This window comes from Polaromonas sp. (genome assembly GCF_030680935.1).
GTDB lineage: Bacteria > Pseudomonadota > Gammaproteobacteria > Burkholderiales > Burkholderiaceae_C > Polaromonas.
On record NZ_JAUXUP010000078.1, the window covers coordinates 1 to 23,793 of the forward strand.

Annotated in this window: 22 protein-coding genes and 3 tRNA genes; 12 read left to right on the forward strand and 13 right to left on the reverse strand. The window is 62.6% G+C overall.

Features of this window, described 5'->3' with window-relative positions; all coding sequences use genetic code 11:
- Positions 1-113 precede the first annotated feature (113 nt).
- From Q8L50_RS18020 to hrcA, 3 genes are all read right to left on the reverse strand, one after another.
- Positions 114-190 (reverse strand) — tRNA-Arg (locus Q8L50_RS18020).
- A gap of 27 nt (positions 191-217) precedes the next feature.
- Positions 218-294 (reverse strand) — tRNA-Ile (locus Q8L50_RS18025).
- A gap of 29 nt (positions 295-323) precedes the next feature.
- Entirely contained in the window at positions 324-1,343 is a 1,020-nt protein-coding gene (gene hrcA / locus Q8L50_RS18030; RefSeq protein WP_305350012.1) for a heat-inducible transcriptional repressor HrcA, read from the reverse strand.
- Between the two features lie 48 nt (positions 1,344-1,391).
- Between hrcA and Q8L50_RS18035 the strand changes: the two genes are divergently transcribed.
- From Q8L50_RS18035 to rapZ, 3 genes are read left to right on the forward strand one after another with little or no spacing between them, the layout of a single operon-like run.
- Entirely contained in the window at positions 1,392-2,267 is an 876-nt protein-coding gene (locus Q8L50_RS18035; RefSeq protein WP_305350013.1) for an NAD kinase, read from the forward strand.
- 54 nt (positions 2,268-2,321) lie between these two features.
- Positions 2,322-3,965 (forward strand): DNA repair protein RecN, encoded by a 1,644-nt coding sequence (gene recN / locus Q8L50_RS18040; RefSeq protein WP_305350014.1) that lies wholly within the window; start codon positions 2,322-2,324, stop codon positions 3,963-3,965.
- Positions 3,962-4,873, forward strand: coding sequence for an RNase adapter RapZ (rapZ, locus tag Q8L50_RS18045; RefSeq protein WP_305350015.1), 912 nt, complete (start codon positions 3,962-3,964; stop codon positions 4,871-4,873). The genes recN and rapZ overlap by 4 nt, the downstream gene beginning before the upstream one ends.
- A gap of 57 nt (positions 4,874-4,930) precedes the next feature.
- Here the strand turns inward: rapZ and mutY are convergent, their stop codons facing one another.
- From mutY to mutM, 3 genes are all read right to left on the reverse strand, one after another.
- On the reverse strand, positions 4,931-6,025 hold the full coding sequence (gene mutY, locus Q8L50_RS18050) for an A/G-specific adenine glycosylase (RefSeq protein ID WP_370869839.1): 1,095 nt from the start codon (positions 6,023-6,025) through the stop codon (positions 4,931-4,933).
- Positions 6,026-6,072: 47 nt separating this feature from the next.
- A complete protein-coding gene (locus tag Q8L50_RS18055) occupies positions 6,073-8,043 on the reverse strand; it encodes a dynamin family protein (RefSeq protein ID WP_305350016.1) in 1,971 nt (656 codons plus the stop codon).
- A gap of 75 nt (positions 8,044-8,118) precedes the next feature.
- A complete protein-coding gene (mutM, locus tag Q8L50_RS18060; RefSeq protein WP_305350017.1) occupies positions 8,119-8,934 on the reverse strand; it encodes a bifunctional DNA-formamidopyrimidine glycosylase/DNA-(apurinic or apyrimidinic site) lyase in 816 nt (271 codons plus the stop codon).
- A gap of 61 nt (positions 8,935-8,995) precedes the next feature.
- On the opposite strand from mutM, the gene Q8L50_RS18065 reads away from it, so the two are divergent.
- The 7 genes from Q8L50_RS18065 (at position 8,996) to pth (ending at position 15,265) form a co-directional block, all read left to right on the forward strand.
- The gene (locus tag Q8L50_RS18065; RefSeq protein WP_305350018.1) at positions 8,996-10,771 is read left to right on the forward strand and encodes a tetratricopeptide repeat protein; all 1,776 of its coding nucleotides are present in this window, start codon (positions 8,996-8,998) and stop codon (positions 10,769-10,771) included.
- 14 nt (positions 10,772-10,785) lie between these two features.
- A complete protein-coding gene (locus Q8L50_RS18070) occupies positions 10,786-11,295 on the forward strand; it encodes a lipoprotein insertase outer membrane protein LolB (RefSeq protein ID WP_305350019.1) in 510 nt (169 codons plus the stop codon).
- Positions 11,296-11,327: 32 nt separating this feature from the next.
- A complete protein-coding gene (ispE, locus tag Q8L50_RS18075) occupies positions 11,328-12,182 on the forward strand; it encodes a 4-(cytidine 5'-diphospho)-2-C-methyl-D-erythritol kinase (RefSeq protein WP_305350117.1) in 855 nt (284 codons plus the stop codon).
- Between the two features lie 108 nt (positions 12,183-12,290).
- Positions 12,291-12,367, forward strand: a tRNA-Gln gene (locus tag Q8L50_RS18080).
- A 224-nt stretch (positions 12,368-12,591) separates the two neighbouring features.
- A complete protein-coding gene (locus Q8L50_RS18085) occupies positions 12,592-13,566 on the forward strand; it encodes a ribose-phosphate pyrophosphokinase (protein ID WP_305350020.1) in 975 nt (324 codons plus the stop codon).
- A 229-nt stretch (positions 13,567-13,795) separates the two neighbouring features.
- On the forward strand, positions 13,796-14,494 hold the full coding sequence (locus tag Q8L50_RS18090; RefSeq protein WP_305350021.1) for a 50S ribosomal protein L25/general stress protein Ctc: 699 nt from the start codon (positions 13,796-13,798) through the stop codon (positions 14,492-14,494).
- A 144-nt stretch (positions 14,495-14,638) separates the two neighbouring features.
- Entirely contained in the window at positions 14,639-15,265 is a 627-nt protein-coding gene (pth, locus tag Q8L50_RS18095; RefSeq protein ID WP_305350022.1) for an aminoacyl-tRNA hydrolase, read from the forward strand.
- A gap of 581 nt (positions 15,266-15,846) precedes the next feature.
- Here pth and Q8L50_RS18100 read toward each other — a convergent pair.
- From Q8L50_RS18100 to Q8L50_RS18120, 5 genes are all read right to left on the reverse strand, one after another.
- Positions 15,847-16,128 carry a YfhL family 4Fe-4S dicluster ferredoxin gene (locus tag Q8L50_RS18100; RefSeq protein ID WP_305350023.1) on the reverse strand — a complete coding sequence of 94 codons (282 nt, stop codon included), beginning with the start codon at positions 16,126-16,128 and terminating at the stop codon, positions 15,847-15,849.
- A 2-nt stretch (positions 16,129-16,130) separates the two neighbouring features.
- Positions 16,131-16,634 carry a pantetheine-phosphate adenylyltransferase gene (coaD, locus tag Q8L50_RS18105; RefSeq protein WP_305350024.1) on the reverse strand — a complete coding sequence of 168 codons (504 nt, stop codon included), beginning with the start codon at positions 16,632-16,634 and terminating at the stop codon, positions 16,131-16,133.
- Between the two features lie 219 nt (positions 16,635-16,853).
- Positions 16,854-17,522, reverse strand: a complete 669-nt coding sequence (gene rsmD / locus Q8L50_RS18110; RefSeq protein WP_305350025.1) for a 16S rRNA (guanine(966)-N(2))-methyltransferase RsmD — start codon at positions 17,520-17,522, stop codon at positions 16,854-16,856.
- The gene (locus tag Q8L50_RS18115; RefSeq protein ID WP_370869835.1) at positions 17,519-18,886 is read right to left on the reverse strand and encodes a M16 family metallopeptidase; all 1,368 of its coding nucleotides are present in this window, start codon (positions 18,884-18,886) and stop codon (positions 17,519-17,521) included. The genes rsmD and Q8L50_RS18115 overlap by 4 nt, the downstream gene beginning before the upstream one ends.
- A 62-nt stretch (positions 18,887-18,948) precedes the next feature.
- The gene (locus Q8L50_RS18120; RefSeq protein WP_305350026.1) at positions 18,949-20,403 is read right to left on the reverse strand and encodes a pitrilysin family protein; all 1,455 of its coding nucleotides are present in this window, start codon (positions 20,401-20,403) and stop codon (positions 18,949-18,951) included.
- Positions 20,404-20,431: 28 nt separating this feature from the next.
- Between Q8L50_RS18120 and ftsY the strand changes: the two genes are divergently transcribed.
- Positions 20,432-21,538: a signal recognition particle-docking protein FtsY gene (gene ftsY, locus Q8L50_RS18125; RefSeq protein WP_305350027.1), complete on the forward strand. Its 1,107-nt coding sequence runs from the start codon at positions 20,432-20,434 to the stop codon at positions 21,536-21,538.
- An 8-nt stretch (positions 21,539-21,546) separates the two neighbouring features.
- Here ftsY and Q8L50_RS18130 read toward each other — a convergent pair whose 3' ends face one another.
- Positions 21,547-22,587: a YeiH family protein gene (locus Q8L50_RS18130; protein ID WP_305350028.1), complete on the reverse strand. Its 1,041-nt coding sequence runs from the start codon at positions 22,585-22,587 to the stop codon at positions 21,547-21,549.
- Positions 22,584-23,372, reverse strand: coding sequence for a GntR family transcriptional regulator (locus Q8L50_RS18135; protein WP_305350029.1), 789 nt, complete (start codon positions 23,370-23,372; stop codon positions 22,584-22,586). The genes Q8L50_RS18130 and Q8L50_RS18135 overlap by 4 nt, the downstream gene beginning before the upstream one ends.
- Before the next feature lie 118 nt (positions 23,373-23,490).
- On the opposite strand from Q8L50_RS18135, the gene Q8L50_RS18140 reads away from it, so the two are divergent.
- A complete protein-coding gene (locus tag Q8L50_RS18140; RefSeq protein WP_305350030.1) occupies positions 23,491-23,772 on the forward strand; it encodes a UxaA family hydrolase in 282 nt (93 codons plus the stop codon).
- Positions 23,773-23,793 lie beyond the last annotated feature (21 nt).

A 23,793-nucleotide genomic window follows, 5' to 3' on the forward strand; every position in this document is an offset into this window, starting at 1 on the left:
TCGGTTTCTTTGGTGAAGGCTTTGCTCATGGGAGCTTGGGGGTAAAAACGTGTTCAGAGAAGAACATCGTAACGAAAAAGCCCTGGAACCTTGCAGTTCCAGGGCTTGACGTCTGGTGCGGCTGGCAGGAATTGAACCCACGACCCCTTGGTTCGTAGCCAAGTACTCTATCCAACTGAGCTACAGCCGCTAAGCCTCAAATTATAGCGTAATTGGGTGGTAGGGCGTCACAGACTTGAACTGTGGACCAAAGGATTATGAGTCCTCTGCTCTAACCAACTGAGCTAACGCCCCACGTCGCCAAGGCAGATTGTAAGGTGTCGCTACTTGCTGTGACTGAGCGCGCTGCTGACCATCTTGGCGGTGATATCGACGATCTGGATCATTTTTTCGTAGGGCATGCGCATGGGGCCGATGACACCCAGCGTGCCCACCACCTTGCCGTCCACCTCATACGGCGCCGTCACCACGGACAGCTCATGGTAAGGCACCACCTGGCTTTCGCCGCCGATGTAGATACGCACGCCTTCGGCGCGGCTGGACACGTCAAGCAGGCGCATCAGCTGGGCCTTTTGCTCGAACAGGTCAAACAGCTTGCGCAAATTGCCCATGTCGCCAGAAAAATCGCTGACGGCCAGCAGGTTGCGTTCACCCGAAATCACCACCTCGTCGCGCGACTCGATCGCCTCGGAGCTGACCTGCACCGCCGCCTGCATCAGGCTGGCAATCTCGCCGCGCAGGGCTTCGACTTCGCGCGCCAGACGTTCACGCACTTCCTCGATGGCCATGCCGGCGTAATGCGAGTTGAGGAAGTTGGCGGCTTCCACCAGCTGGGTCTGGGTGAAGTCGGTTTCGGTGAAGATGACGCGGTTTTGCACATCGCCATCGGGCGAGACGATGATGACCAGGATGCGTTTTTCCGACAAACGCAAAAATTCGATGTGGCGAAACACGGAGGTGCGGCGCGGCGCCATCACCACGCCAACAAACTGCGACAGGCTGGACAACATGTTTGCAGCGTTGCTGAAGACCTTCTGCGGCTGGTCCGGCGCCAGCCGGGGAGCGGCCAGAGGCCCCCCCGCTGAAAACTGGTCGCGCTGCACGGTCAGCATGGTGTCGACAAAAAGCCGGTAACCCCGTGCCGTCGGGATGCGGCCAGCAGAGGTGTGCGGGCTGACGATCAGGCCCAGCTCTTCCAGATCGCTCATGACGTTGCGTATCGTCGCCGGCGACAGGTCCAGCCCGGAGGCCCTGGACAAGGTGCGCGAGCCGACTGGCTGACCGTCGGCGATGTAGCGCTCTACAAGCGCTTTTAACAACAGGCGGGCACGTTCATCAAGCATGGGGCCATTCTACGAAGCTTGTTCACCATGTTGTGATGTAATTTGGCGATGAAGTCGCAATTTCGTCACGTCGCCCTGATTGGCAAGTACCACGCTCAGGGGTCGCGCTCCGCGCTGGAAGAAATTGCGCACTTCCTGCACGCCCAAGGCTGCGAGGTCGCCCTCGAAAAGGACACCGCCAGCAACACCGGCCTGACGCAGTACCCCGTACTTGACGTGGCAGCCGTCGGCGCTCAGTGTGACCTGGCCCTGGTGGTCGGCGGTGACGGCACCATGCTGGGCATAGGGCGGCAGCTGGCCCAGTTTGGTGTGCCGCTGGTGGGGATCAACCAGGGTCGCCTGGGCTTCATCACCGACATCGCTTTTGAGGATTTTCAGACGGCGCTGGGGCCCATGCTGCGCGGTGAATTTGAAGAAGACCGGCGCTGGATGATCCAGGCCGAGGTTGTGCGTGACGGACGCTGCGTCTTCAGTGCCACAGCCATGAACGATGTGGTGGTCAACCGCGGCGCGTCGGCCGGCATGGTCGAACTCCGTGTGGAAGTCGATGGCCGTTTTGTGGCGAACCAGCGCGCCGACGGCCTGATCATCGCCACCCCCACCGGCTCCACCGCCTACGCGCTGTCGGCGGGCGGGCCGCTGCTGCATCCCTCCATTTCAGGTTGGGTCATGGTGCCAATTGCGCCTCACACGCTGTCGAACCGGCCCATCGTGCTGCCCGACACGGGTGAGATCACGGTTGAAATTGTGGCCGGCCGCGACGCCAGTGCCAACTTCGACATGCAGTCGCTGGCCAGCCTGCTGCACGGTGACCGCATCACGGTGCGGCGTTCGGATTACCAGATGCGGTTTTTGCATCCCAGGGGCTGGAGCTACTTTGACACCCTGCGTAAAAAACTGCACTGGAACGAGGGTGTGGCATGAGCCGCCGGACCGCCCCAAGGGAAATACCGCAGTGCGCAGCGCGGAGGTTCTCCCATGAGTCTTAAAAGTATTGCCCTGCGCGACTTCGTCATCGTCCGCGAACTGGCACTGGATCTTGAAGGCGGCTTCAGCGTCCTGACTGGCGAAACCGGCGCCGGCAAATCGATACTGATAGACGCTCTGCAACTGGCCCTGGGTGCACGCGCCGACGCCGGCGTAGTACGTGAGGGTGCAGAGCGCTGCGAGATCAGCGCCACCTTTGATGCGCCCGCTTCCCTGGCCGGATGGCTCGAAGAAGCCGGCTTTGCCAGTGACGACGAGTTGCTGCTGCGCCGCACGGTCGATGCCCAGGGGAAAAGCCGTGCCTGGGTCAACGGAAGCCCGGCTACGGCCACACAATTGCGTGAAATCGCCGACCTGCTGGTGGACATCCACGGCCAGCACGCCTGGCAAAGCCTGACGCGGCCTGATGCGGTACGCGGCCTGCTTGACGCCTACGCCGGGCTGTCCACGCACGCGCTGGTGCAGCAGTGGCAGGGCTGGCGCGGCGCACACAAAACCTTGCAGGAAGCGCGCGACGCACAAGACAGCCTGCAGCGCGAACGCGAACGCCTGGCCTGGCAAATTGGCGAGCTCGACAAGCTGGCACCCGGCGCCGAGGAGTGGAACGAACTCAACACCCAGCACAGCCGGCTGTCCCATGTCCAGGCGCTGCGCGATGCCGTGCAGGCGGCGCTTGACGCCCTGCAAGAGGCCGATGACAACGCCGCCGCGCTGATCGGCCGGGCGCTCTCGTCGCTACAAAATCAGGCGCACATTGAACCCGAATTCAAGGGTCTGACTGAGGTATTGGGCAGCGCATTGGCGCAGGTTGAAGACACGGTGCATTCGCTCAATGGTTATGCCCGACACGCAGAGCTGGAGCCGCAGCGCCTGGCCGAACTTGACGAGCGCCTGGCACTATGGGTCAGCCTGGCACGGCGCTACAAACGCACACCGGCCGATCTACCCGAGCTGCTGGCCGGCTGGCGCCGGGAGCTGCGCCAGCTGGACGCAGCAGCCGATCTGGTTGGACTTGAACAGGCCGAAAAACTGGCCAGGGCGGCCTATACAGAAGAGGCGGGCAAGGTGTCGAAAGCGCGAGGCAAAGCCGCACCCCAGCTTGCCAAAGCCATTACCCAGGCCATGCAGGGCCTGGGCATGCAGGGCGGCAAGTTTGAAGTGGCACTGACACCGCTGCCGCAACCGGCCCAGCACGGGCTGGAGCAGGCTGAGTTTCTGGTCGCCGGGCACAGCGGAAGCACGCCGCGCGCGGTTGGCAAGGTGGCCTCGGGCGGCGAGCTGTCGCGTATTGCGCTGGCCATTGCAGTGACCACCAGCGAGCTGGGCCAGGCGCAGACGCTGATTTTTGATGAGGTGGACTCCGGTGTCGGCGGGGCCGTCGCAGAAACCGTGGGCCGGCTGATGAAGCAGCTGGGCAAAGACCGTCAGGTGCTGGCCGTCACGCACCTGCCACAGGTCGCCGCCTGCGCCGATCACCACCTGCTGGTAGCCAAACGCAGCGACAAGGGCCAGACCGCCAGCAGCGTCGCCCCGGTTCATGGCGAGCAGCGCGTTGCCGAGGTTGCGCGCATGCTGGGCGGCGAGAAACTGTCCAGCACCACACTGGCACACGCCAAGGAGATGCTGGGCCAATGAGCAACGCGCCGGTTCTCGATATGGTGCTGATCACCGGCATGTCGGGGTCGGGCAAATCCGTGGCCCTGCATGCGCTCGAAGACGCCGGCTATTACTGCGTGGACAATCTGCCGCCGGAATTGCTGCTGTCTTTTGTGGCACTTGAGAAGCAGCACGGCGCGAGCAAGGTGGCCATCGCGATGGACGTGCGCAGCGCCGTCTCGCTGCCGCTGGTGCCGCAACAACTCAGGCAGATGCGCGAGCAGGGTGTGGCCGTGCAGTCGGTGTTTCTCGATGCCAGCACCGACACGCTGGTGCGGCGCTTCTCGGAAACCCGGCGTCTGCACCCGCTGTCGCGCCGCGATGCGTCGGACCAGCAGCGCGCGCTGGTCGATGCCATCAACGAAGAGCGCGAACTGCTGGGCGAGCTGCGCGAACACGCCCATGTGATCGACACCAGCATGATTCGTTCGTCGCAGTTGCAGGGCTACGTGAAGGCGCTGATTTCGTCGCCAGCGGCCCAGCTCACCCTGGTGTTCCAGTCCTTTGCCTTCAAGCGCGGCGTGCCGGTCGATGCCGACTATGTGTTCGACGTGCGCATGCTGCCCAACCCGCACTATGAAGCCGGCTTGCGCCACCTGACCGGCAAGGACAGCGAGGTCGTGAGCTACCTGCAGGCGCATGCCGATGTGGATGACATGTTCCGGCACATCGAGCAGTTCATCGGCCACTGGCTGCAGGCGCTGGTGCGCGACCACCGCAGTTATGTGACGGTGGCCATCGGCTGCACCGGCGGCCAGCACCGCTCGGTTTACCTGGTGGAGCGGCTGGCATCAGCGTTCAGCGCCAACTGGGTCACGCTCAAGCGCCACCGTGAGCTCGACTCGGCCCTCCATGTCACTTCGGGACAGGCCGAAAAACGCTCCTGATTTGATAGCTGATTGCACCCGTCGAATAAGGGCCGGAGGCCGATTTGACTATAAACCTCAGGTTGAAACGGTCAAAGCATGCAGCGCCAGCAGTTTTCGGATGGGCGCTGGCAGGCCCAGGCCAAGCCATACATCGCGTGCCACCCACGCACCCTGCCCCGGAAGCTGGATGCTTTTTGCTTCACGCGCCGACACCTGCAGCAGCATCGGCGACAGGCGCATGTCCTTGTGGGTCAGCACATGCACAAAAGGTGTGACTGCACTCAGGCGAGTCTGAAACTTCACCGGCAATGCAGCCAGCAAGGCATCTTCACTGTCAAACACCGGAAAGCAATACAGCCCGCCCCAGATGCCGGGCGCCGGTCGGCGCTCCAGCCAGACGGAGCCGTCGGCTTGTTGCGCCCAAAGCAGGCTCAGCGCCATCGCGCTGCGTTTGAGCTTGCGGGTCTTGACCGGGTAGGCCTGCGGCTCGCCCGTGGCCAGACCCCGGCACAAGGCCTGCACCGGGCACAGCAAACAGGCTGGCTGGCGGATGGTGCAGACCGTTGCGCCCAGGTCCATCAAGCCCTGCGTGTAGCGCGGCATCGCGGTGCCCAGCTGGCGCTGCGGCAGCAAGGCGGTGGCAATCGCCTGCAGTTCGCGCGCCTGGGCACTGGACGCCAGATCGCCGGCAAAAGCAGTCACCCGCGCCAGCACACGCTGGACATTGCCGTCAAAAATCGCCACTCGCTCGCCAAAGCAGAAAGCGGCAATCGCTGCCGCTGTGGATGGCCCGATGCCGGGCAGGGTTTGCAGCAGCTCGGCAGTCTGCGGAAACTGCCCGCCATGCAAAGACACAATATCCCGCGCGCAGCGGTGCAGGTTACGGGCGCGGCTGTAATAACCCAGGCCACTCCACAGACCCAGCACCTCGTCCAGCGGCGCTGCGGCCAGATCGGCGACCGCCGGAAACCGCAGCAAAAAGCGCGTGTAGTAGTCCAGCACCGTCGCCACCTGGGTTTGCTGCAGCATGATTTCTGACAGCCAGACGCGGTACGGGTCGCGCGTGTTCTGCCAGGGCAGACCGTGGCGGCCATGGCTTTTCTGCCAGCGCACCACATCCGCAGAAAATTGCGCCAGCAATTCGGTGGAAAGGCCGGGCAAAGCGGTGATCGGGGACGTGGCAGGGTCAGCGGGCAAGGCGGCAGGTCACCCGGCCTTCAAGCGGCCACCACTGCGGCCAGCACCGGCATGGCTGCAGCGGGCGCCTGCTGCTCATGCGGCGTCTCCAACAAGCGGGCCGTCAGTTCGTCGAGCTTGCTGTCCATCTCATTGATGGCGCCCTCATGGGCATCAATCTCTGCAATCCGTTCGTCGAGCCCGGTGGCGGCATGCTGGATACGTTCAATCGCCTCGATACGCCGGCTGAAGTTGCGCCTGCGCTCCTTGAGCTGTGCATCCAGCTGGGAAGCGGCCGACTTGTTCCAGAGTTCGACTTCGCCGAGCGCGGTTTCATACACCACGCGCAGACGTGTCGCCAGGGCCCGGACCAGGCGCTCGGAAAATTCGGGCTGCGCGAGTTTGAGGATGTTGGCCACCCCCAGGTACTGCAGGTGGCTGCGTTCAATCTGCTCCAGATCGACCATGAAGCGGCTCATCTCCGGCTCTTTAGGCGCCTGCAGGGAAAAACCGAATTCGGAATTGAGTTGCTTGAAAGAGCCGCCCAGCATGTTATGGATTTCTGCGCTGGTGCTTTGTGCTTTCTGCAAACCTTCGCGCAGCCGCGCAAAAGTCTGCCCATAGGCTTTCTTGACCCCCAGCTTGATGCCGGGTTGCTTGAGCGCGTCGGTCAGCTGCGCCAGCTCGGTTTTCAAAGTCGGTGTACCCAGCAGGTGAAACACCTCGCGGAGCAGCTTCAGGTGGATGGAGCGCACCGCCTGTATCTTGGCGCCGCTGGTGTTGAACTCGACCTGCTCCTGCTCAATGCGCGAGCGCATGTGCTTGATGACGGTGTCGTTTTTGCCGCGCAGGCCGCGCAACTCAATCATCTGTTCAGCCAGGTCTCGGCGGCGGATGTGGATCACGCGCCCCGCCTCAGCCCGCAGCTCGGCAATGCCGCCGGCCACGGCCGAGCGCAGGATTTTCTGGCGCTGCCCCATCACGCCCTGGCCCAGCGCCTGCTCCAGCGCGGGCAGGCAACTGGCCTGCAGCAGCTTGTCGTCGCGAGTGACTTTGGCGACCAGGCCCTTCTGGGCCGACACCGGGATCACCTGCTCTACCGGCAAACCCAGGATTTCTGCTGATGTTGCGCGCTGGCGGTCAATCTGCGCCTGAATCTGAGCGGGTGAGCTGAGTGCATCCCACAAGGTATCGATCTTGTTGAGCACCACCAGCCGGGATTCGTTGCTCTGGTCTTCGGTGATCAGGTGCTCGCGCCAGATGGCCAGGTCGGACTTGGTGACGCCGGTATCTGCCGCCAGAATGAACACCACCGCATGCGCCTGCGGAATCAGGCTGACGGTGAGCTCCGGCTCTGCGCCTATGGCGTTGAGCCCCGGGGTGTCCAGAATGACCAGGCCCTGCTTGAGCAGCGGATGGGCGATGTTGATCAGGGCGTGGCGCCACTTGGGCACTTCAATCAGGCCGTCTGCACCCACGCGGGGGTTGTCATCGGGCGATTCGTCGTGCCAGAACCCGAGCGCGCGGGCCTCGTCGCGGCTCACATGCCGCACCTCGGCCACTTTTTCAAGCGCCTGCGCGAGCTGCACCGGGTCGTTCACATCCAGGTCAATGCGCGTCCACTTTTCCGGGACCATGCGCCACTCCATCAGTGCCTGGGGCTTGAGCCGGGTCTCAATCGGCAGCAAACGCAGGCAGGGCGGCACCTCGGCGTCGTAACCCAGTTCGGTCGGGCACATGGTGGTGCGGCCGGCGCTGGCCGGCATGATGCGGCGACCATAACCGGCAAAAAATATCGCGTTGATCAGCTCTGACTTGCCGCGCGAAAACTCGGCCACAAAAGCCACCATGACCTTGTCGGAGCGCACCTGCGCTTCCAGCCTGAGCAAGCGCTCTTCCACCGCCGCATTGAGCAGGTCGTGGTCTTTCATCCACTCAGACAGGAGCTTGAGCCGCAAGGCAAACTCGCGCCGCCAGGCGCCGTGCTGGTCGAATTTTTCGTTAAAGGACATGGTGCGCCGCAGACATAGGTCAATCAATATAGCATCGCCTACCCGAAACAGGCATTGAAGTACTCCGCCCGGCGTTCAGGGTTTCTGGCAGTTGACACAGAAAAAGGTGGAGCGCTGGCCCTGCCGCAGGCTGCGCACCAGGCCAGCGCACACCTTGCAGGGAAGCCCGGCCCGGTCATACACCATGGCCTCCAGCTGAAAGTAGCCACTCTGGCCCTGGGCGTTGGAAAAGTCCTTCAGGGTGCTGCCGCCCTTTTCAAGCGCGCGCGCCAAAACCGTGCGAATCGCCGCATGTAACCTGGCCGCGCGCGGTTTGCTCAGACGCGCCGCCCGCACGGTGGGACGAATACCGGCCAGAAACAGCGCCTCGGAGGCGTAAATATTACCCACGCCCACCACCACATTGCCAGCCAGCAGCACCTGTTTGATCGCCGATTGCTTCGATTGCAGCGCGCGATGAAAAGCCAGCGCATCAAAGCCATCGCTCAGAGGCTCCACCCCCAGGTGCCCCAGCAATTTGCGGGCTGCCGGGTCGTCTTCGCTGGAGGCGTACACCACCGCACCAAAGCGGCGCGGGTCATGCAGGCGCAGACGGCCTGTGCTGGTGCGCATTTCAAAATGGTCGTGTTTGCCGGGCGGCGGCAAGTGCGTGCCAAAACCCAGACTGCCCGACATGCCCAGATGAATCAGCAGCAGTCCGCCGGTGGTGTCCAGCAACAGGTATTTGCCGCGCCTGCGCACCTGCAGCACCGTGTGACCCACCAGCTGCGACGGCTCGCAGCCCAGCGGCCAGCGCAGCGCTTTGCCCATCTCCAGATCCAGGATTTCGGCCCCGGCGATACGGTCGGCAAAACTCAGCCGGGTGACTTCAACTTCGGGCAATTCGGGCATGCAATGGGGCAATCGGTCGGGAGCGCCTGTGTCGGCGCGGTGCTTCAATTATCATGGCTTGATGAACCCACTTTTCAGCGTTTTCAGCGCGCTCTGTCTGGCAGTGCCAGCGGTACTGGCCCAGACCACCCCGACGGTGCCGGCAGAACCCGCGGCCGCGCGGCCCAATGCGCCGGCGGCCAGCGTGGCCAGGCCACCGGCGGCCTCCAGCCTGGACGGTGAGTTGTTTTACCAGGTGCTGATCGGCGAAATCACCTTGCGCAATGGGGATGCCCCCGCCGGCTTTGCCCTGATTCTGGATGCTGCACGCAAAACCGGCGACGCCAAGCTGTACCAGCGCGCCACCGATATTGCCCTGCAATCACGCTCCGGCGACGCAGCGCTGCAGGCTGCCCGGGCCTGGCGCCAGGCCCAGCCTGCGTCGCGCGAGGCCAACCGCTACGTTCTGCAAATCCTGGTGGCGTTGAACCGCCTGACCGAAACCGTGGAGCACCTCAAGGCCGATGTGCAACTGGCAGCACCCGCAGAACGCACGCAGGCGATCATTAACCTGCCGCGCTTTTTTGCCCGCGTGGGCGACAAAAAACTGGCCACCGAGTTGTTTGAACAGGCGCTGGCCGCCGAGCTCAAAACCAGCACGCCCGAAAGCACTGCCGCCTGGGCCGCAGTCGGGCGCATGCGCCTTGCCGCAGGCGACATGCCTGGTGCACTGAACGCGGCAGAACGCGGACAGGCGATCAGCCCGCAAGCCGAGGCCCCGGCGCTGCTGGCGCTGGAGCTGATGGACCCGAAGATGCCCCGCGCCGAAGCGCTGGTGCAATCGTATTTGAATATCAACGCCGCGGCCCAGCCTGAAATCCGCATGGCCTATGCACGCGCCCTTCTGGACACGCAACGATATGCAGAAGCCAGCACCCAACTACAGATGGTGACGCGCGACAAGCCCGACTACCCTGAAAGCTGGCTGGTGCTGGGGTCGCTGCAACTGCAGGACAACCAGTTGGCTGCGGCGCAGGCCTCGCTGCTGCGTTACCTGGAGCTTGCCGGACAAGGAGAAGCCCAGGCCGGTCGTGGCCCGTCGCAGGCCTACCTTGCGCTGGCGCAGGTGGCTGAAAAACGCAAGGATTATGCGGCAGCGGAACTCTGGCTCAACAAAATTCCGGACTCCCAGGAGCTGGTTCAGGCCCAAACCCGGCGCGCCTCGCTGTTGGCCAAACGCGGCAAACTCAGCGAGGCCCGCCAGTTGCTCCAGCAATTGCCCGAACGCAACGCTGAAGAGGCCCGCATCAAGCTGATGGCCGAGGTCAATTTGCTGCGCGAACAAAAAGAGTACCGCAGCGCCTACGACCTGCTGGCGCAGGCCGTGGCCCGCTACCCGAACGAGCCCGAGCTTGTTTACGACCAGGCCATGCTGGCCGAAAAACTGGAGTTGCTGCCAGAAACCGAGCGTTTGCTGCGCCAGGTGATACAACGCAAGCCGGACTATCACCACGCTTACAACGCGCTGGGGTACTCGCTGGCTGAGCGCAACATACGGTTGCCCGAGGCCAAGCAGTTGATCCTGAAAGCGCTGGAATACGCGCCACAAGACCCGTTTATCCAGGACAGCCTGGGCTGGGTCGAATTTCGCATGGGCAACAAGGCCGAGGCCCTGAAAATCCTCGAGGCTGCCTACAGGGCCAAGCCCGACTCAGAAATCGCCGCGCATTTGGGTGAGGTGCTCTGGAGCATGGGACAGCGCGACCGCGCGCTGGCGATCTGGAAAGAGGGTGCCCTACTCAATCCCGACAACGAGACCCTGCTGGGCACTCTCAAGCGCCTGCGCGTGCGGCTGTGAAGGCGCCAGCCCGCGTGGATGCCGTCCTTACGCGCCGTCTGGGCCTGCTGGCCAGCCTCTGGTTTGCTACCGTTTTTATAGCTGGGTGTGCACAAACACCAAGGGCTGCAGCCCCAAATGATGCTGAAGTTTCATCGTGGACCGGGCGCATCAGCCTGCAGGTACAGAGCGAACCGCCCCAGGCCTTTTTTGCCGGTTTTGAACTCAAGGGATCAGCCGCGCAGGGCGAGCTGGTACTCAACAGTCCGCTGGGCAACAGCCTGGCGTTGCTGCGCTGGTCTGCCGAAGAAGCGGTGCTTGATTCGGGCAACCAGATCCAGCGATTTGCCTCGGTGGGTGAGCTGATCGAAAAAGCCACTGGTGCGGCCCTGCCCGTGCCCGCGCTGTTTGATTGGCTGCGCGGCAAAAACACCGCCGCAGATGGCTGGACCGCCGACCTTACCCAACAGGCCGAAGGCCGCATCTCGGCCAGCCGCAGCATACCGCTGCCGCGCGCCGACCTGCGGGTGGTGCTGGCACGGTGATGCAGCAGCAGCCCATCCGCGCTGCCGCGCCGCTGAAGGCCCTCTACGACGTTGCGGCGCCGGCCAAACTCAATCTGTTCCTGCACATCACCGGCCGAAGGCCCGATGGCTACCATTTGCTGCAGTCGGTTTTCATGCTCATCGACTGGTGCGACACCCTGCATTTCGAATTGCGCACCGACGGGCAGATCACACGCAGCGATCTGGGCACCGGCAGCGCAGAGGCGCTGCCGGCCGAAGACCTGGTCGTACGTGCGGCCCGGGCGCTGCAAAACGCTTCGGGCACGTCGCTGGGGGTTCACATCGGGCTGGAAAAGCGCATTCCTGCGCAGGCAGGCATGGGCGGGGGCTCATCGGACGCCGCGAGTTGCCTGCTGGCGCTTCAGCGCCTGTGGGGCGTGCGCCTGCCGCCAGCCAACTTGCAGGCCATTGCGCTGAAACTCGGCGCCGACGTGCCATTTTTTCTCTCAGGTGGCCATGCGTGGGTGGAAGGGATAGGCGAAAAGATCACGCCCCTGGCGCTGCCGGCCGCACGTTTCGTGGTGGTCAAGCCCCTTGCCGGCCTGCCGACCGACGCCATTTTCCGGGCGCCCGAGCTCAAACGCGACACAGAAACTGCTACAATCCAAGGCTTTGCTGCAAACTCAAATGGCCCTGTTTACGAATTCGGCCATAACGACTTGCAGCCAGTCGCGCAGGCCTTGTGTCCGCAGGTTGGTCAATCCCTTGATTGGCTTTCCATGCAGCATTTAAAGGGCCGCATGACTGGCTCTGGAAGTGCTGTATTTGCGCATTTGCCGCATGCGATGACGCTGGCAGTCGCCCCGGGCGACTGGCAAGTCCGCACATGCAGCAACCTGGAGGCACATCCCCTGGCTGGCTGGTAAACCCGGCGCCATGACATGTGTTTCCGGAAACAACGGTTTATAGGTTGATTGCCCTGACCCGCCACCTGTCTGTCTGACAGGTTCGGGAAAGAAGCAGTGGACCTGTGTAGGGGTGTCGCCAAGTTGGTTAAGGCACCGGATTTTGATTCCGGCATTCGCAGGTTCGACTCCTTCCACCCCTGCCAAAATTTTCGGGTCCCTTGAGGGGCCCGTGTTTTTAGGCCCCCGATGTCGGGGGCCTGTGTTTGCTGACTGCCAGTATCTGCGCTTGAATTTTCGGGTCTGCCTCCCGCAAAATCCACTCCAGGCCACATGCACACCCAGCAGCCAGAGGGCGTCCATGTTTAAAGTGCGTTATTGCCACCTTCCATTCAGCCTCGTTCATCTCTAGACACCAGCTGGGCCCCACATGCAACCGCACCACTCCGACTTCATGCTTTTTACAGGCAATGCCAATCCGAGCATGGCCTCTGAAATCGCGCAGCACCTGGGCATATCGCTCGGTGCGGCCCATGTAGGCCGCTTTTCAGACGGCGAAGTGACGGTCGAGATCCAGCAGAATGTGCGCGCGCGCGATGTGTTTGTGGTGCAGTCCACCTGCGCTCCAATCAATGAAAACCTGATGGAATTGCTGATCATGGTCGATGCGCTCAAACGCGCCTCCGCCGAGCGCATTTCCGCCGTGATTCCCTACTTCGGCTACGCCCGCCAGGACCGTCGCCCGCGATCGGCACGTGTGCCCATCAGCGCCAAGGTAGTGGCCAACATGCTGCAGGCGGTGGGTGTCTCGCGTGTGCTGACCATGGACTTGCACGCCGACCAGATACAGGGATTTTTTGACATCCCGGTGGACAACATCTATGCCTCACCGGTGCTGCTGGGCGATTTGCGCCTGAAAAACTACAACGACCTGATGGTGGTTTCACCCGACGTCGGCGGCGTGGTGCGCGCACGGGCACTGGCCAAGCAGCTCGGCTGCGACATGGCGATCATCGACAAGCGCCGGCCCAAGGCCAATGTGTCGGAAGTGATGCACGTCATTGGTGACATCGACGGGCGCAACTGCGTGATCATGGACGACATGATTGACACGGCCGGCACGCTGGTCAAGGCAGCCGAGGTGCTGAAAGAGCGCGGCGCCAAAAAGGTTTATGCCTATTGCACGCACCCGATTTTTTCGGGCCCGGCCATTGAACGCATTGCGCAAGGTGAAGCCCTCGACGAGGTGGTCATCACCAACACCATTCCCCTGAGCCAGGCGGCCCAGGACTGCAAGAAAATTCGCCAGCTCTCCGTGGCCCCGCTGATTGCCGAAACAATCCAGCGCATTGCCAACGGTGAGTCGGTCATGAGTTTGTTCTCGGACCAGGACAATTTGTTCTGATCCGGGGCAAAAAGCCGGCTGCATTTTTGTGCAGCTTTTTTAGGAAAGTTTCAGAAATTCCGTTATGGGGATGCAGGGCAAGGCGCCCGGAGCGCAGGACACCGGAATGCACTTCAGTGCATGAGGATTCCGAGCACCACGCAACGCCGCCATGCGCCCAAAGACGGGATTTATGGGACTTTCCATGTCGGGGTGAGCTGGTCGCGGCCCACCTCTTTTGGAGAAGATTATGAAATTCGTCGCTTTTGAGCGCGCCAAGCAGGGTACGGGTGCGAGCCGCCGTCTCCGCATCACCGGCCGCACGCCCGGTATTGTTTATGGTGGTACCGGTGAGCCGTCGCTGATCGAACTCGATCACAACGCACTCTGGCACGCCATCAAGAAAGAAGCCTTCCACGCTTCCGTCCTCGAGATGGAAATGGGCAGCAAGACTGAAAAAGTCCTGCTGCGCGATCTGCAGATGCATCCGTTCAAGCAACTGATCCTGCACATCGACTTCCAGCGCGTTGACGCGAAAACCCGCCTGACCATGAAAGTGCCACTGCACTACAGCGGTGAAGAAGAGTCCCCAGCGGTCAAAGCCGAGAACTGTCTCGTCAACCATGTGCTGACCGAGCTGAGCATCTCCTGCCTGCCAAAAGACCTGCCTGAATTCATTGCCGTCGATCTGACCGGCCTGAAAAAAGGCAACTCGCTGCGCGCCAAGGACATCACACTGCCCAAAGGCGTGAAACTTGTTGCCAAAGGCACCCAGGACAATCCGGTTCTGGTTTCCGTGTCGGCCGTCTCAGCCGAAGCAGAAGCCGATGCAGCAGCCGCTGCAGCAGCCGCTGCGCCAGTTGACCCGAAAGCTGCCAAAGCCGCTGCCGCCAAGGACGCCAAAGCCGGCGCCAAAGCCGATGCGGCCAAGCCTGCTGCCAAGAAGTAATTTACCTCCTGCGGCAGTGGCCTGAAAAGCCAGCGGCCCTTGTTCTCTGCGGAGGACAAGGGCCGTTTTTCTTGGGCGGCGGTCTGCCTTGCGATAATCCTCTGGGCAGCCACGTCGGCAGCATCTTTCAGCTTCATCCATCGCATGATCAAACTTTTTGTGGGCCTGGGCAATCCGGGCACCGAATACGAGGCAACACGCCACAACGCCGGCTTCTGGTGGACCGAGGCGCTGGCGCGTGAACTCAAACTGTCCCTGGCGCTGGACAAAAATTACCACGCCCGTGTAGCACGCACCACCATCGCCGGTCAAACCGTCTGGTTGCTGGAGCCCCTGACCTTCATGAACCTGTCCGGCAAATCCGTGGCGGCGCTGGCGCGCTTCTTCAAACTCGCGCCCGAAGAAATCCTGGTGGCGCATGATGAGCTGGACATCGTGCCGGGCCAGGCCAAGCTCAAGTTCGGCGGCAGCCACGCCGGCCACAACGGCCTGCGCGACATCCACGCGCAGCTCGGCACCGGCGACTACTGGAGGCTGCGCATAGGTGTCGGCCATCCCGGGGTGAAGTCCGAAGTCATCAACTGGGTGCTGAAAAAGCCGTCGCAGGAGCACCGGGTGGCCATTGAGGACAGCATCACCCGCTCACTCAAGGCGGTACCGGCGCTGCTTGCCGGCGAGATGGAAAAAGCCACGATGCTGATCCACACCAGTGCGCCGCAGCGGCCCAAGCCGCCGCGCAAGCCTGAGGCTGAAGACTCGGAAAACGATTAGAGGCATCACGCTGCTGCTGTGGACTGCCTTGGACAGTAGGACAGACTCCCCACTCCCACCCCTAACCCCTCCCTCGCCCCGCTGGGCGATGGAGGGGGACTTCATTTGGCCGCGTGTGCTGCTCTCGCGTGCAAACATGACCGACTCTTGGGATTCCCGCAGAAGAAGCGCTGCGCGCTTCTTCTGCTCCGGATTTATGTCCCCGGCATTCGTTTTCTTCTCCCCCACCCGTCGGGCTGGGCCGAGGAGCGCAGGCAAAAGCGGATCAGGGCTCGCGATTGTCTGAGCCGGAGGCGAGTTCGAGCGAGACCCCGCTTTTGACGAGCACCACAGGTTGCCTGGAGCGAAGCGGAAGGACCCAGACCATCGGGTCGCCTTTTCTTTTGCTTACTTTTCTTTTGGCGACGCAAAAGAAAAGTGAGTTGCCGCCGGGCAACCCCCGGCTTGTAGGCACACCCAACAGTACGAGGTAACAAACATGGATCCCGGGGCCAGCCCGGGATGACGAGAAGCGGTGCGAAATTCGCTATAAATTCAATAGCTACTCACACCCGCCAGTCAAGGGCCAAACTCCGAAAAGGCTATAAGCCCCGAGCCTGGACGACACCAGCAGCAGACTCGGCCTGCAAACGCCGGTATTTCTGCCAAAGCGTCTCCTGGTCTTCGATGAAAGCCGGGTTCAGGGGAATACAGGCCACCGGACAGACCTGCACACACTGCGGCTCGTCAAAATGCCCCACACACTCCGTACAACGTTGCGGGTCGATCTCGTAGATCTCTTTGCCCAGATAAATCGCCTGATTGGGACACTCCGGCTCGCACACGTCGCAGTTGATACATTCGTCGGTGATCAACAAGGCCATGCTCAGCCTGCCTGTTGCGGCGCGTGCGCCCCTTGCAGGGCTGCGGCCACTGCGGGGCTGACCATCTGCCCCACGTCGCCGCCCAGCTTGCTGATCTCACGCACCAGGGTGCTGCTGATACATTGCAGCGGCGCATCAGGCAGCAAAAACACGGTTTCAACGCCAGGCTGCAGCTTGCGGTTCATGGCTGCCATCTGCGCTTCGTAGTCGAAATCGGTCAGGTTGCGAACGCCACGCACCACGGCCACCGCCTGCTGAGCCACGCAAAAATCCATGATCAGGCCGTCAAAAGGCAGGACGCTGACGTGGCCCATGGCCTGGGTTTCGTCTTTGACCTGCTGCAGCCGCTGCTCCAGGCTGAACAGCGTCTTCTTGTGGTGGGCAACGGCAACCCCGATGACGAGCCGGTCAAACAAGCCGCCAGCGCGGCGCGCGATGTCTGCATGACCGAGGGTGAAGGGGTCGAAGGTGCCGGAATAAACCGCAACGCGGGGGTTTGCTGCCATGCGGCAATTATGCCGCGCTACCTCAGGGGCCGCCCGCCCCTGCCGCCCGAAGGGCCAGGAGGCTGGGCGGCAGAAGGCGTCGAAGCGAAAAGCGGCCCCAGCGAGGACGGTTTTTGCCGGGTTTGTAGGCCCATAGCCGTAGCTATGAGGCAAAAAGACGGTGAAAAACGGACCGCTGCGGTCGCTTTGCAGCCGACGACCCTTCTGCCGCCCAGCCTCCTAGGCTGGTTGCCGCAAAGCCGGGGCGCGCACCAGCAAATGGTAAAACACCGCGCCCGCCTTGCCGCTGCGGTGCACCTGCAGGCCGTAATCGGCCAGTGCCTCGTCGGCCCACGCCTGCGGTGCTTCCAGATACACATAACCGGGCTCGGCCACCGCCTGGGCGGCAGCACGAAGCGCAGGCTCGAACAGCGGCGAGTCAAACGGTGGGTCCAGAAACACCAGTTGCTGACTACCCGCAGACAAGCGGCGCAAAACCGCCAGGCCGTCGCAGCGCTCGACTTTCACCATGGTCGCATGCAATTTGTCCTGAAGCGCCTTGAGCTGAGCTGCCAGGGCGGCGTCCTGCTCGCACAGCAAGACCTCTGCGGCACCGCGCGAGGCGGCTTCAAAACCCAAAGCGCCGGTGCCGGCAAACACGTCGATGCAGCGCCAGCCGGTCAGGTCTTGCCCCAGCCAGTTGAAAACGGTTTCGCGCACGCGGTCTGGTGTGGGCCGCAAACCCGGCTTGTTGGCCACCGGCAGCTTGCTGCGTTTGTACTGCCCGCCGATGATGCGTACTTCGCCGGGCGGCACGGTTTTGCGTGCCACCACTTTGCCCGACCTGGCGCGCGTTGCGGCGGCAGTGGCGGGGGCTGGTTTGGCGCTGGAAGCGGGGGTGTATTTCATGGTGTGGCGTTTGGAGCGGCCCCAAGAATAACAGTCACCATTTTTTCAGGCTGCAGCTTGCGTGCAAATGCGGCTCTGACATCGGCCACGCTCACTTTGGCGATGCGTGCGGTCCAGCTGTCGAGGTAATCGAGCGGCAGGTCGTTCCAGGCGATGTTGGAGAGGTTACCGAGCAGCTTGCGGTTACTGTCGATCAACAAGGGAAACCCGCCAATCAGGTTGTCCCGTGCGGCTTGCAGCTCGGCTTCGCTGGGGCCGTCTGCCACAAACCTGGCCAGCACCTGGCGCGCCACCTCGGTGGCCTGCGCGGCCTGGTCAGGCCGGGTCTGCAGGCCCAGGGTGAAAGCACCGGCATGTCGGCCAGGCGAGAAATAGCTGGAGACGCTGTAGCTGAGGCCGCGTTTTTCGCGCACCTCTTCGGTCAGGCGCGAGACAAAGCCACCACCGCCCAGCACGTAGTTGCCAAGCGTGAGCGCAAAAAAATCCGGGTCATCGCGCTTGTAGCCGGGCTGGCCCAGCAGCACATGCGCCTGCGCCGAGTCAAACGGTATGCGTATCAACCGGGCGGCCTCCAGCGCCGCCACCTCGGGCACCGGCGGCAAGGGTGGTACGGCCGCGCAGTCGCTTGTGGGCAGCCGCGCCAGCAGACCCTTCACCAGGGCATCGGCCTGCGCACGCGTCAGCGCACCGACGATGCTGACGCGGGCGTTGCACGCCGATATGTAGCCCGCATGAAACGCGCGCATGTCGGCCACTCCAATACGGCCCAGCGTGGCCTCACTGACTTCATGCCCGTAGGGATGGTTGCGGTACACCGCCTCGGAAAATGCCCGGGCCGCCAGGTAAGCAGGCCGGGTGTAGGACTCCTTGAGCTGGGCCAGCAGGCGCTGGCGGTCACGCTGCCAGACCGCATCGGGAAACGCGGGCTCAGCGATCTGGCGCGCCGCCAGCTGGACGGCCCGCTCCAGCAAATCCGGCTCGGTGAGGCTGCGCAGCGAAAAACTGAAGCGGTCGCTGCCGGCAGAGACCCCAAATTGCGCGCCCAGATCAGCCCAGGCTTCGCCCAGCGCGTTTTCATCCAGCGCCGGCGCGCCGTTGCGCGCGGCCACCCCTTTGGAGAGCAGGGCCGCGGTCACACCGGCCAGCCCCGCCTGGTCGGCTGCAACCCGACGGCTCCCGCCATCCATGTCGACCTGCACATCGACCATGGCAATCGCCGGGCTTTCGATCAGATACACCCTGGCGCCACCGGGCTGGGTCCAGTGCTGGATGGGAATCGCTGCCAGTGCAAATCCAGAATAAAAAAGGCCTGTAGCCCATACCAGTATTGCGCAAACAGCTCTGTTTTTGATAGCAATTTTCACATCAGTTCCCGCAGAAATCAAAAGGTGGTGGAAGCGGCGAAAGGCAAGCGGGCAAGCCGCACTCAATGCCTGCTTCCCGCAGCTGGCGCTGGCCTGGCGCGAGGCGGACCCGGCGGCTGCGGCAGCAAGCTGGCCAGTGTCAACTGGTCGTCCGAAAAATAACGTGCCGCCACGGCCTGTACTTCAGCGCTGGTGATGCTGCGCAACTGGGCAATCAGGCGCCTGTCGGTATCCAGCGGAAGGCCGTTGATCCAGTATGAGCCCAGCTCGCGCGCCTGGCTGAAAACCGCATCGAGCTTGTAGGTTTCGCTCGCCACCCATTGGGTTTTGACCCGTTGTAGCTCGGCCTGACTGACACCCTCTCGCGCAATCAGCGCTACTTGCTGGCGCAGGGCGTCGGCCACCTGCTGCGTGGTTTTTCCCTGAGCCGGTACGCCGTCCAGCGTGAACAGCTGGGGGCCACGGCCAATCAGGCCGCTGCCTGCGCCCGCACTGTCTGCCAGGCGGTTGTCACCCTGGGTCAATGCGCGGTCCAGGCGCGCGCCGCTGTAACCGTCCAGCACGGCTGAAAGGACGGCGAGGGCCAGCGCATCGCGGTTAAAGCCGCCGTCTGAAACGGGAACGGCACCCGGCGTTTGCAGACCCGGCACCTTGTACGACAGGCTCACATAGGCCTGGCTCGCCGGGGCCTTGAAGTCCAGCTGGCGCAAGCCCGCCTGCTCCGGCTCCAGCCTGGGCTTGCGCGCAGGCACCGGCCGCGCTGCAATGCGGCCATAATATTTTTCAGCCAGTACACGCGCCTGCACGACATCCACATCACCGGCAATCACCACCGCCGCATTGGCCGGCACGTACCATCGCCGGTAAAAGTCTCGGGCGTCGTCGGGCTTCATGGCGTCCAGATCACTCATCCAGCCAACCACAGGCCGGCGGTAGGGTGAAGCGGTGAAGATGATGGCATTGGCGGCCTCGTACATCAGCGCGCGCGGCGAATCCTCGGTACGCAGGCGGCGCTCTTCCTTGACAACTTCCAGCTCCTTGACGAACTCTTCGTCGGCCCACTGGTTGCGGGCAAAACGGTCGGCCTCCAGGCGCATCACGTCTTCCAGCTTGCCAGCGGGAATTTGCTGGTAATAACCGGTGGCGTCACGGCTGGTGAAGGCGTTTTCGCGGCCACCGAGCGCCGCGACCCGGCGCGAGAACTCACCCGGCTTCATGTCCGGCGTACCCTTGAAGAGCATGTGCTCCAGCACATGGGCCACGCCAGTGGTGCCATCGACCTCGTCCATGGCGCCGACCCGAACCCAGAGCATATGCGCTGCCGTGGGTGCGCGCCGGTCGGTCTTGACGATGACGGTCATGCCGTTGGCCAGCTGGAACTGGCTGATTGGCGCAGCGCTTTGCGACCACGCAGGGTTTGTCAAAAAAGTGCCGAAAACCAGAGGAAGTAAGAGCTTGCACGAACGTGCCGGAAAACGGATAAACATGCCGATCAAGCCCTGCGTGGTGTGTTTCATAGAATAGTGTGACTCCAAAGCCCAAGCAATGTTCAGTTTCTTCAAGAAAAAAAAGCCCACACCCCCGACCGAACCTGCGCCCGTACCAGCACCGCCACTGGTGTTACCGGACAGGGCCACGCCCGCTGCCGCCAGCGGCGGGCTGATAGGCAGTGCACTGGTCACACCTATTGCCATTCCGCTGCCAGGCGCCGTGCCGGCCGAGCGCGAGCGCTGGGTCAGCAAGCTGCGATCAGGCCTGCACAAGACCGGCGCCAGCATCTCTGGCGTTTTCACCGGCAACCGCATTGATGAAGCGCTGTATGAAGACCTGGAGTCTGCTTTGCTGATGGCAGACACGGGTGTGAGCGCCACCACCTACCTGCTGGCCGAGGTCAGGCAGCGCGTGGCAAGCAGTGGCGTCACACACCCGGTGGCCGTCAAAAATATCCTGGCCGAAGCACTGGCCAGCCTGCTCAAGCCCCTGGAACAGGCACTGGTGATTGGCGAATACAAACCCACTGTCATCATGGTCGCCGGCGTCAATGGCGCAGGCAAAACCACATCCATCGGCAAGCTCACCCGGCACCTCGCCAGTGAAGGTGCCACAGTATTGCTGGCGGCAGCCGACACCTTCCGCGCCGCGGCCCGCGAGCAGCTGGAAGTATGGGCCGACAGAAACGCAGTGGAGATCGTCAGCCAGGAAGGCGGCGACCCGGCCGCTGTGAGTTTTGACGCGGTGAGCGCTGGCAAGGCGCGCGGCAAGGACGTGGTACTGGTCGATACCGCAGGCCGCTTGCCGACGCAGCTTCACCTGATGGAAGAATTGCGCAAGATCAAACGCGTGGTCAGCAAGGCTGACGCAACCGCACCTCATGAGGTTCTCCTGGTGATCGACGGCAACACCGGCCAGAACGCGCTGAGCCAGGTGAAGGCCTTTGACGACATCCTGCAACTGACCGGCCTGATCGTGACCAAGCTCGATGGCACGGCCAAGGGCGGTGTGCTGGCAGCCATTGCATTGTGGGCACGCGAACGTCAGAAAACATCACCGGCATTGCGGCCTGTGCCCGTGTATTTCATAGGTGTCGGCGAAAAACTCGAAGACCTGGAAACCTTCAACGCCCGCGAGTTTGCATTGGCCCTGCTGGCCTGAAGACGTCGTCAGACACCGCCCAGCCGCAGCAACAGCACACCCAACACCACAAACGCCACAATAAACACGGTCTCGCCCAGCAGCATGGCGACCGGCTTCCAGCCGAGCTTGAGCAGGTCTTCAAAACTGGTCTTCACGCCGGCGGCGGCAATCGCCGTCACCAGCATCCAGCGCGAGACGTCCCCTGCCACCTGCGCCATGACCGGCGTGATGGTGCCCACGCTGGCCAGCATCACCATCACGATGAAGGCCAGCAGGAAGCCGGGGATCAGTGGCACTTCGGTATCCGGCGTTTTGACCGCCGGGTGATGGCGGTACAGCACCGCTATAAGCAGCACCACCGGCATCAGCAGCATCACCCGGAACAGCTTGACCACGGTGGCCACATCGCCAGCCTGCGGGCCCAGCATCATGCCCGCAGCCACCACCTGCGCCACGTCGTGGATGGAGCCGCCCAGCACGATGCCAGCCTGCGCCGGTGCCAGGCCGATGACCTGGAGGCTGAAGGGGTAGATCACCATGGCAACCGTCGACAGCACCGTGACGCCTACCACCGCCAGCAGGGTGAAACGCTCGTTCTCGCGGGTCTGCGGCAACACCGACGACACCGCCAGCGCCGCTGACGCGCCGCAAATCGCCACAGCGCTGCCCGTCAACAAACCCTGATCGCGCGAACATCCCAGCCAGCGGGCCAGCACTACACCCAGCAAGATGGTCAGCAACACAGCCAGCACCAGCAACACGGCGGTTTGCACCCCGAGCTGCGCCACCTGCGCAAAGGTGATGCGCGCTCCCAGCAGCGCCACGCCCACGCGCAGCACCGTACGACCGCAGAAGTTGATACCCGTGACCACACGTGTATGGCCATTGAGGAAATGAAACGCCAGCCCAATCAGCAACGCGTACAGCAGTTGCGGCCCGCCGTAATGCTCCGAAACAAAGGTGGCCGCCAGCGCAATCACCAGGCAGACCAGCACGCCGGGAAAATGCGACGCGACCTGAGCCCGCCATCGGGCGGGCGCGTGCCGCACCGCTTGTGCCCAGCTCATGACGCTTTCGACAACATGCTGACGTAGTCATGCGCCTGCGTGTTGATGGATGAAATCCGGTACTCCACCGGTTTGTCGCCGAAGGTCAAGGCCAGCCGGTGCACCTCCATGACCGGGGTACCGACCGGCAAGGCCAGAGCGCGCGCCACGGCCTTGCTGGCCGGCACAGCGCGAGCGCGCTCCTGGGCGCGCAGCACGGTGATGCCAAAGTCGGTCTGGTACAGCGCGTACACGGTGCCCGGCCTCTCGATAAAACGTTTTTCAGTGAGATTGCGAAACATCATGGCAGACAGCGCAAGACGGTCGTGCACCACCGGACGCCCTCGCAGCGCCAGCTTGTTTTCTATCCTGAAAACCGCTTCACCCGGCTTGATGCGCAAGGCCCGGGCTTCAAGCGCATCTGCATTGTCACGCGCGAAAGCCATGCAGGTGATTTCGGGAAACTCCTGCTCCTGTGGTGTGTCATCCTCCGGATCCCAGCGCGGCTCCACATGGAAAAACTGGAACATGAAACGCGCCCGGTTGTGTGGCGCCACGAACGTACCCTTGCCCTGGCGCCGCACCAGCACATGTTCATGCACCAGCTCGTCGACCGCATGGCGCAAGGTGCCTATGCTGACCTGCAACGCGAGTGCCAGTGTGGCTTCGCTGGGCAGGGGTTTTCCCGGACCGTAATGCCCGTCTTCGATGATTTTCTGCAGCTCCCGCTTGACCTGACGGTACAGCGGCAGCGACTCGTCCGCCGGGGAGGTTTGGGGGGGAACCGTTTTGTTGTTGACCTGCACCGGACTATTGGAACATTGTGGGCGGGGCTCGTACAAGTCATTTATATGAGTTGATTGACAAGCTTTTGAGCGCGCCTAGACTGGCGGCTCGATTCAACTTCGGACCTCTGGAAAAACAATGATTCATTTTGTATTGCATGACGCCAAGGACACCGTGGCGGTTGTGGTGGTGGAAGGTGTGAAGTCGGGCATGGACATGACCGGCTGGATCATGGACGAAGACCGCATGATCAATGTAAAAGCGCAGCAGGACATCCCGATCGGCCACAAGGTGGCGCTGAAGGACATGGCCACGGGCGACACCGTCTGGAAGTACGGCATCGACATGGGCAAGGTCGTGGCCGACATCAAGGCCGGCCAGCACGCGCACGTGCACAACATCAAGACAAAGCGCTGGTAATTTGACGGCCCATCCAGCTAC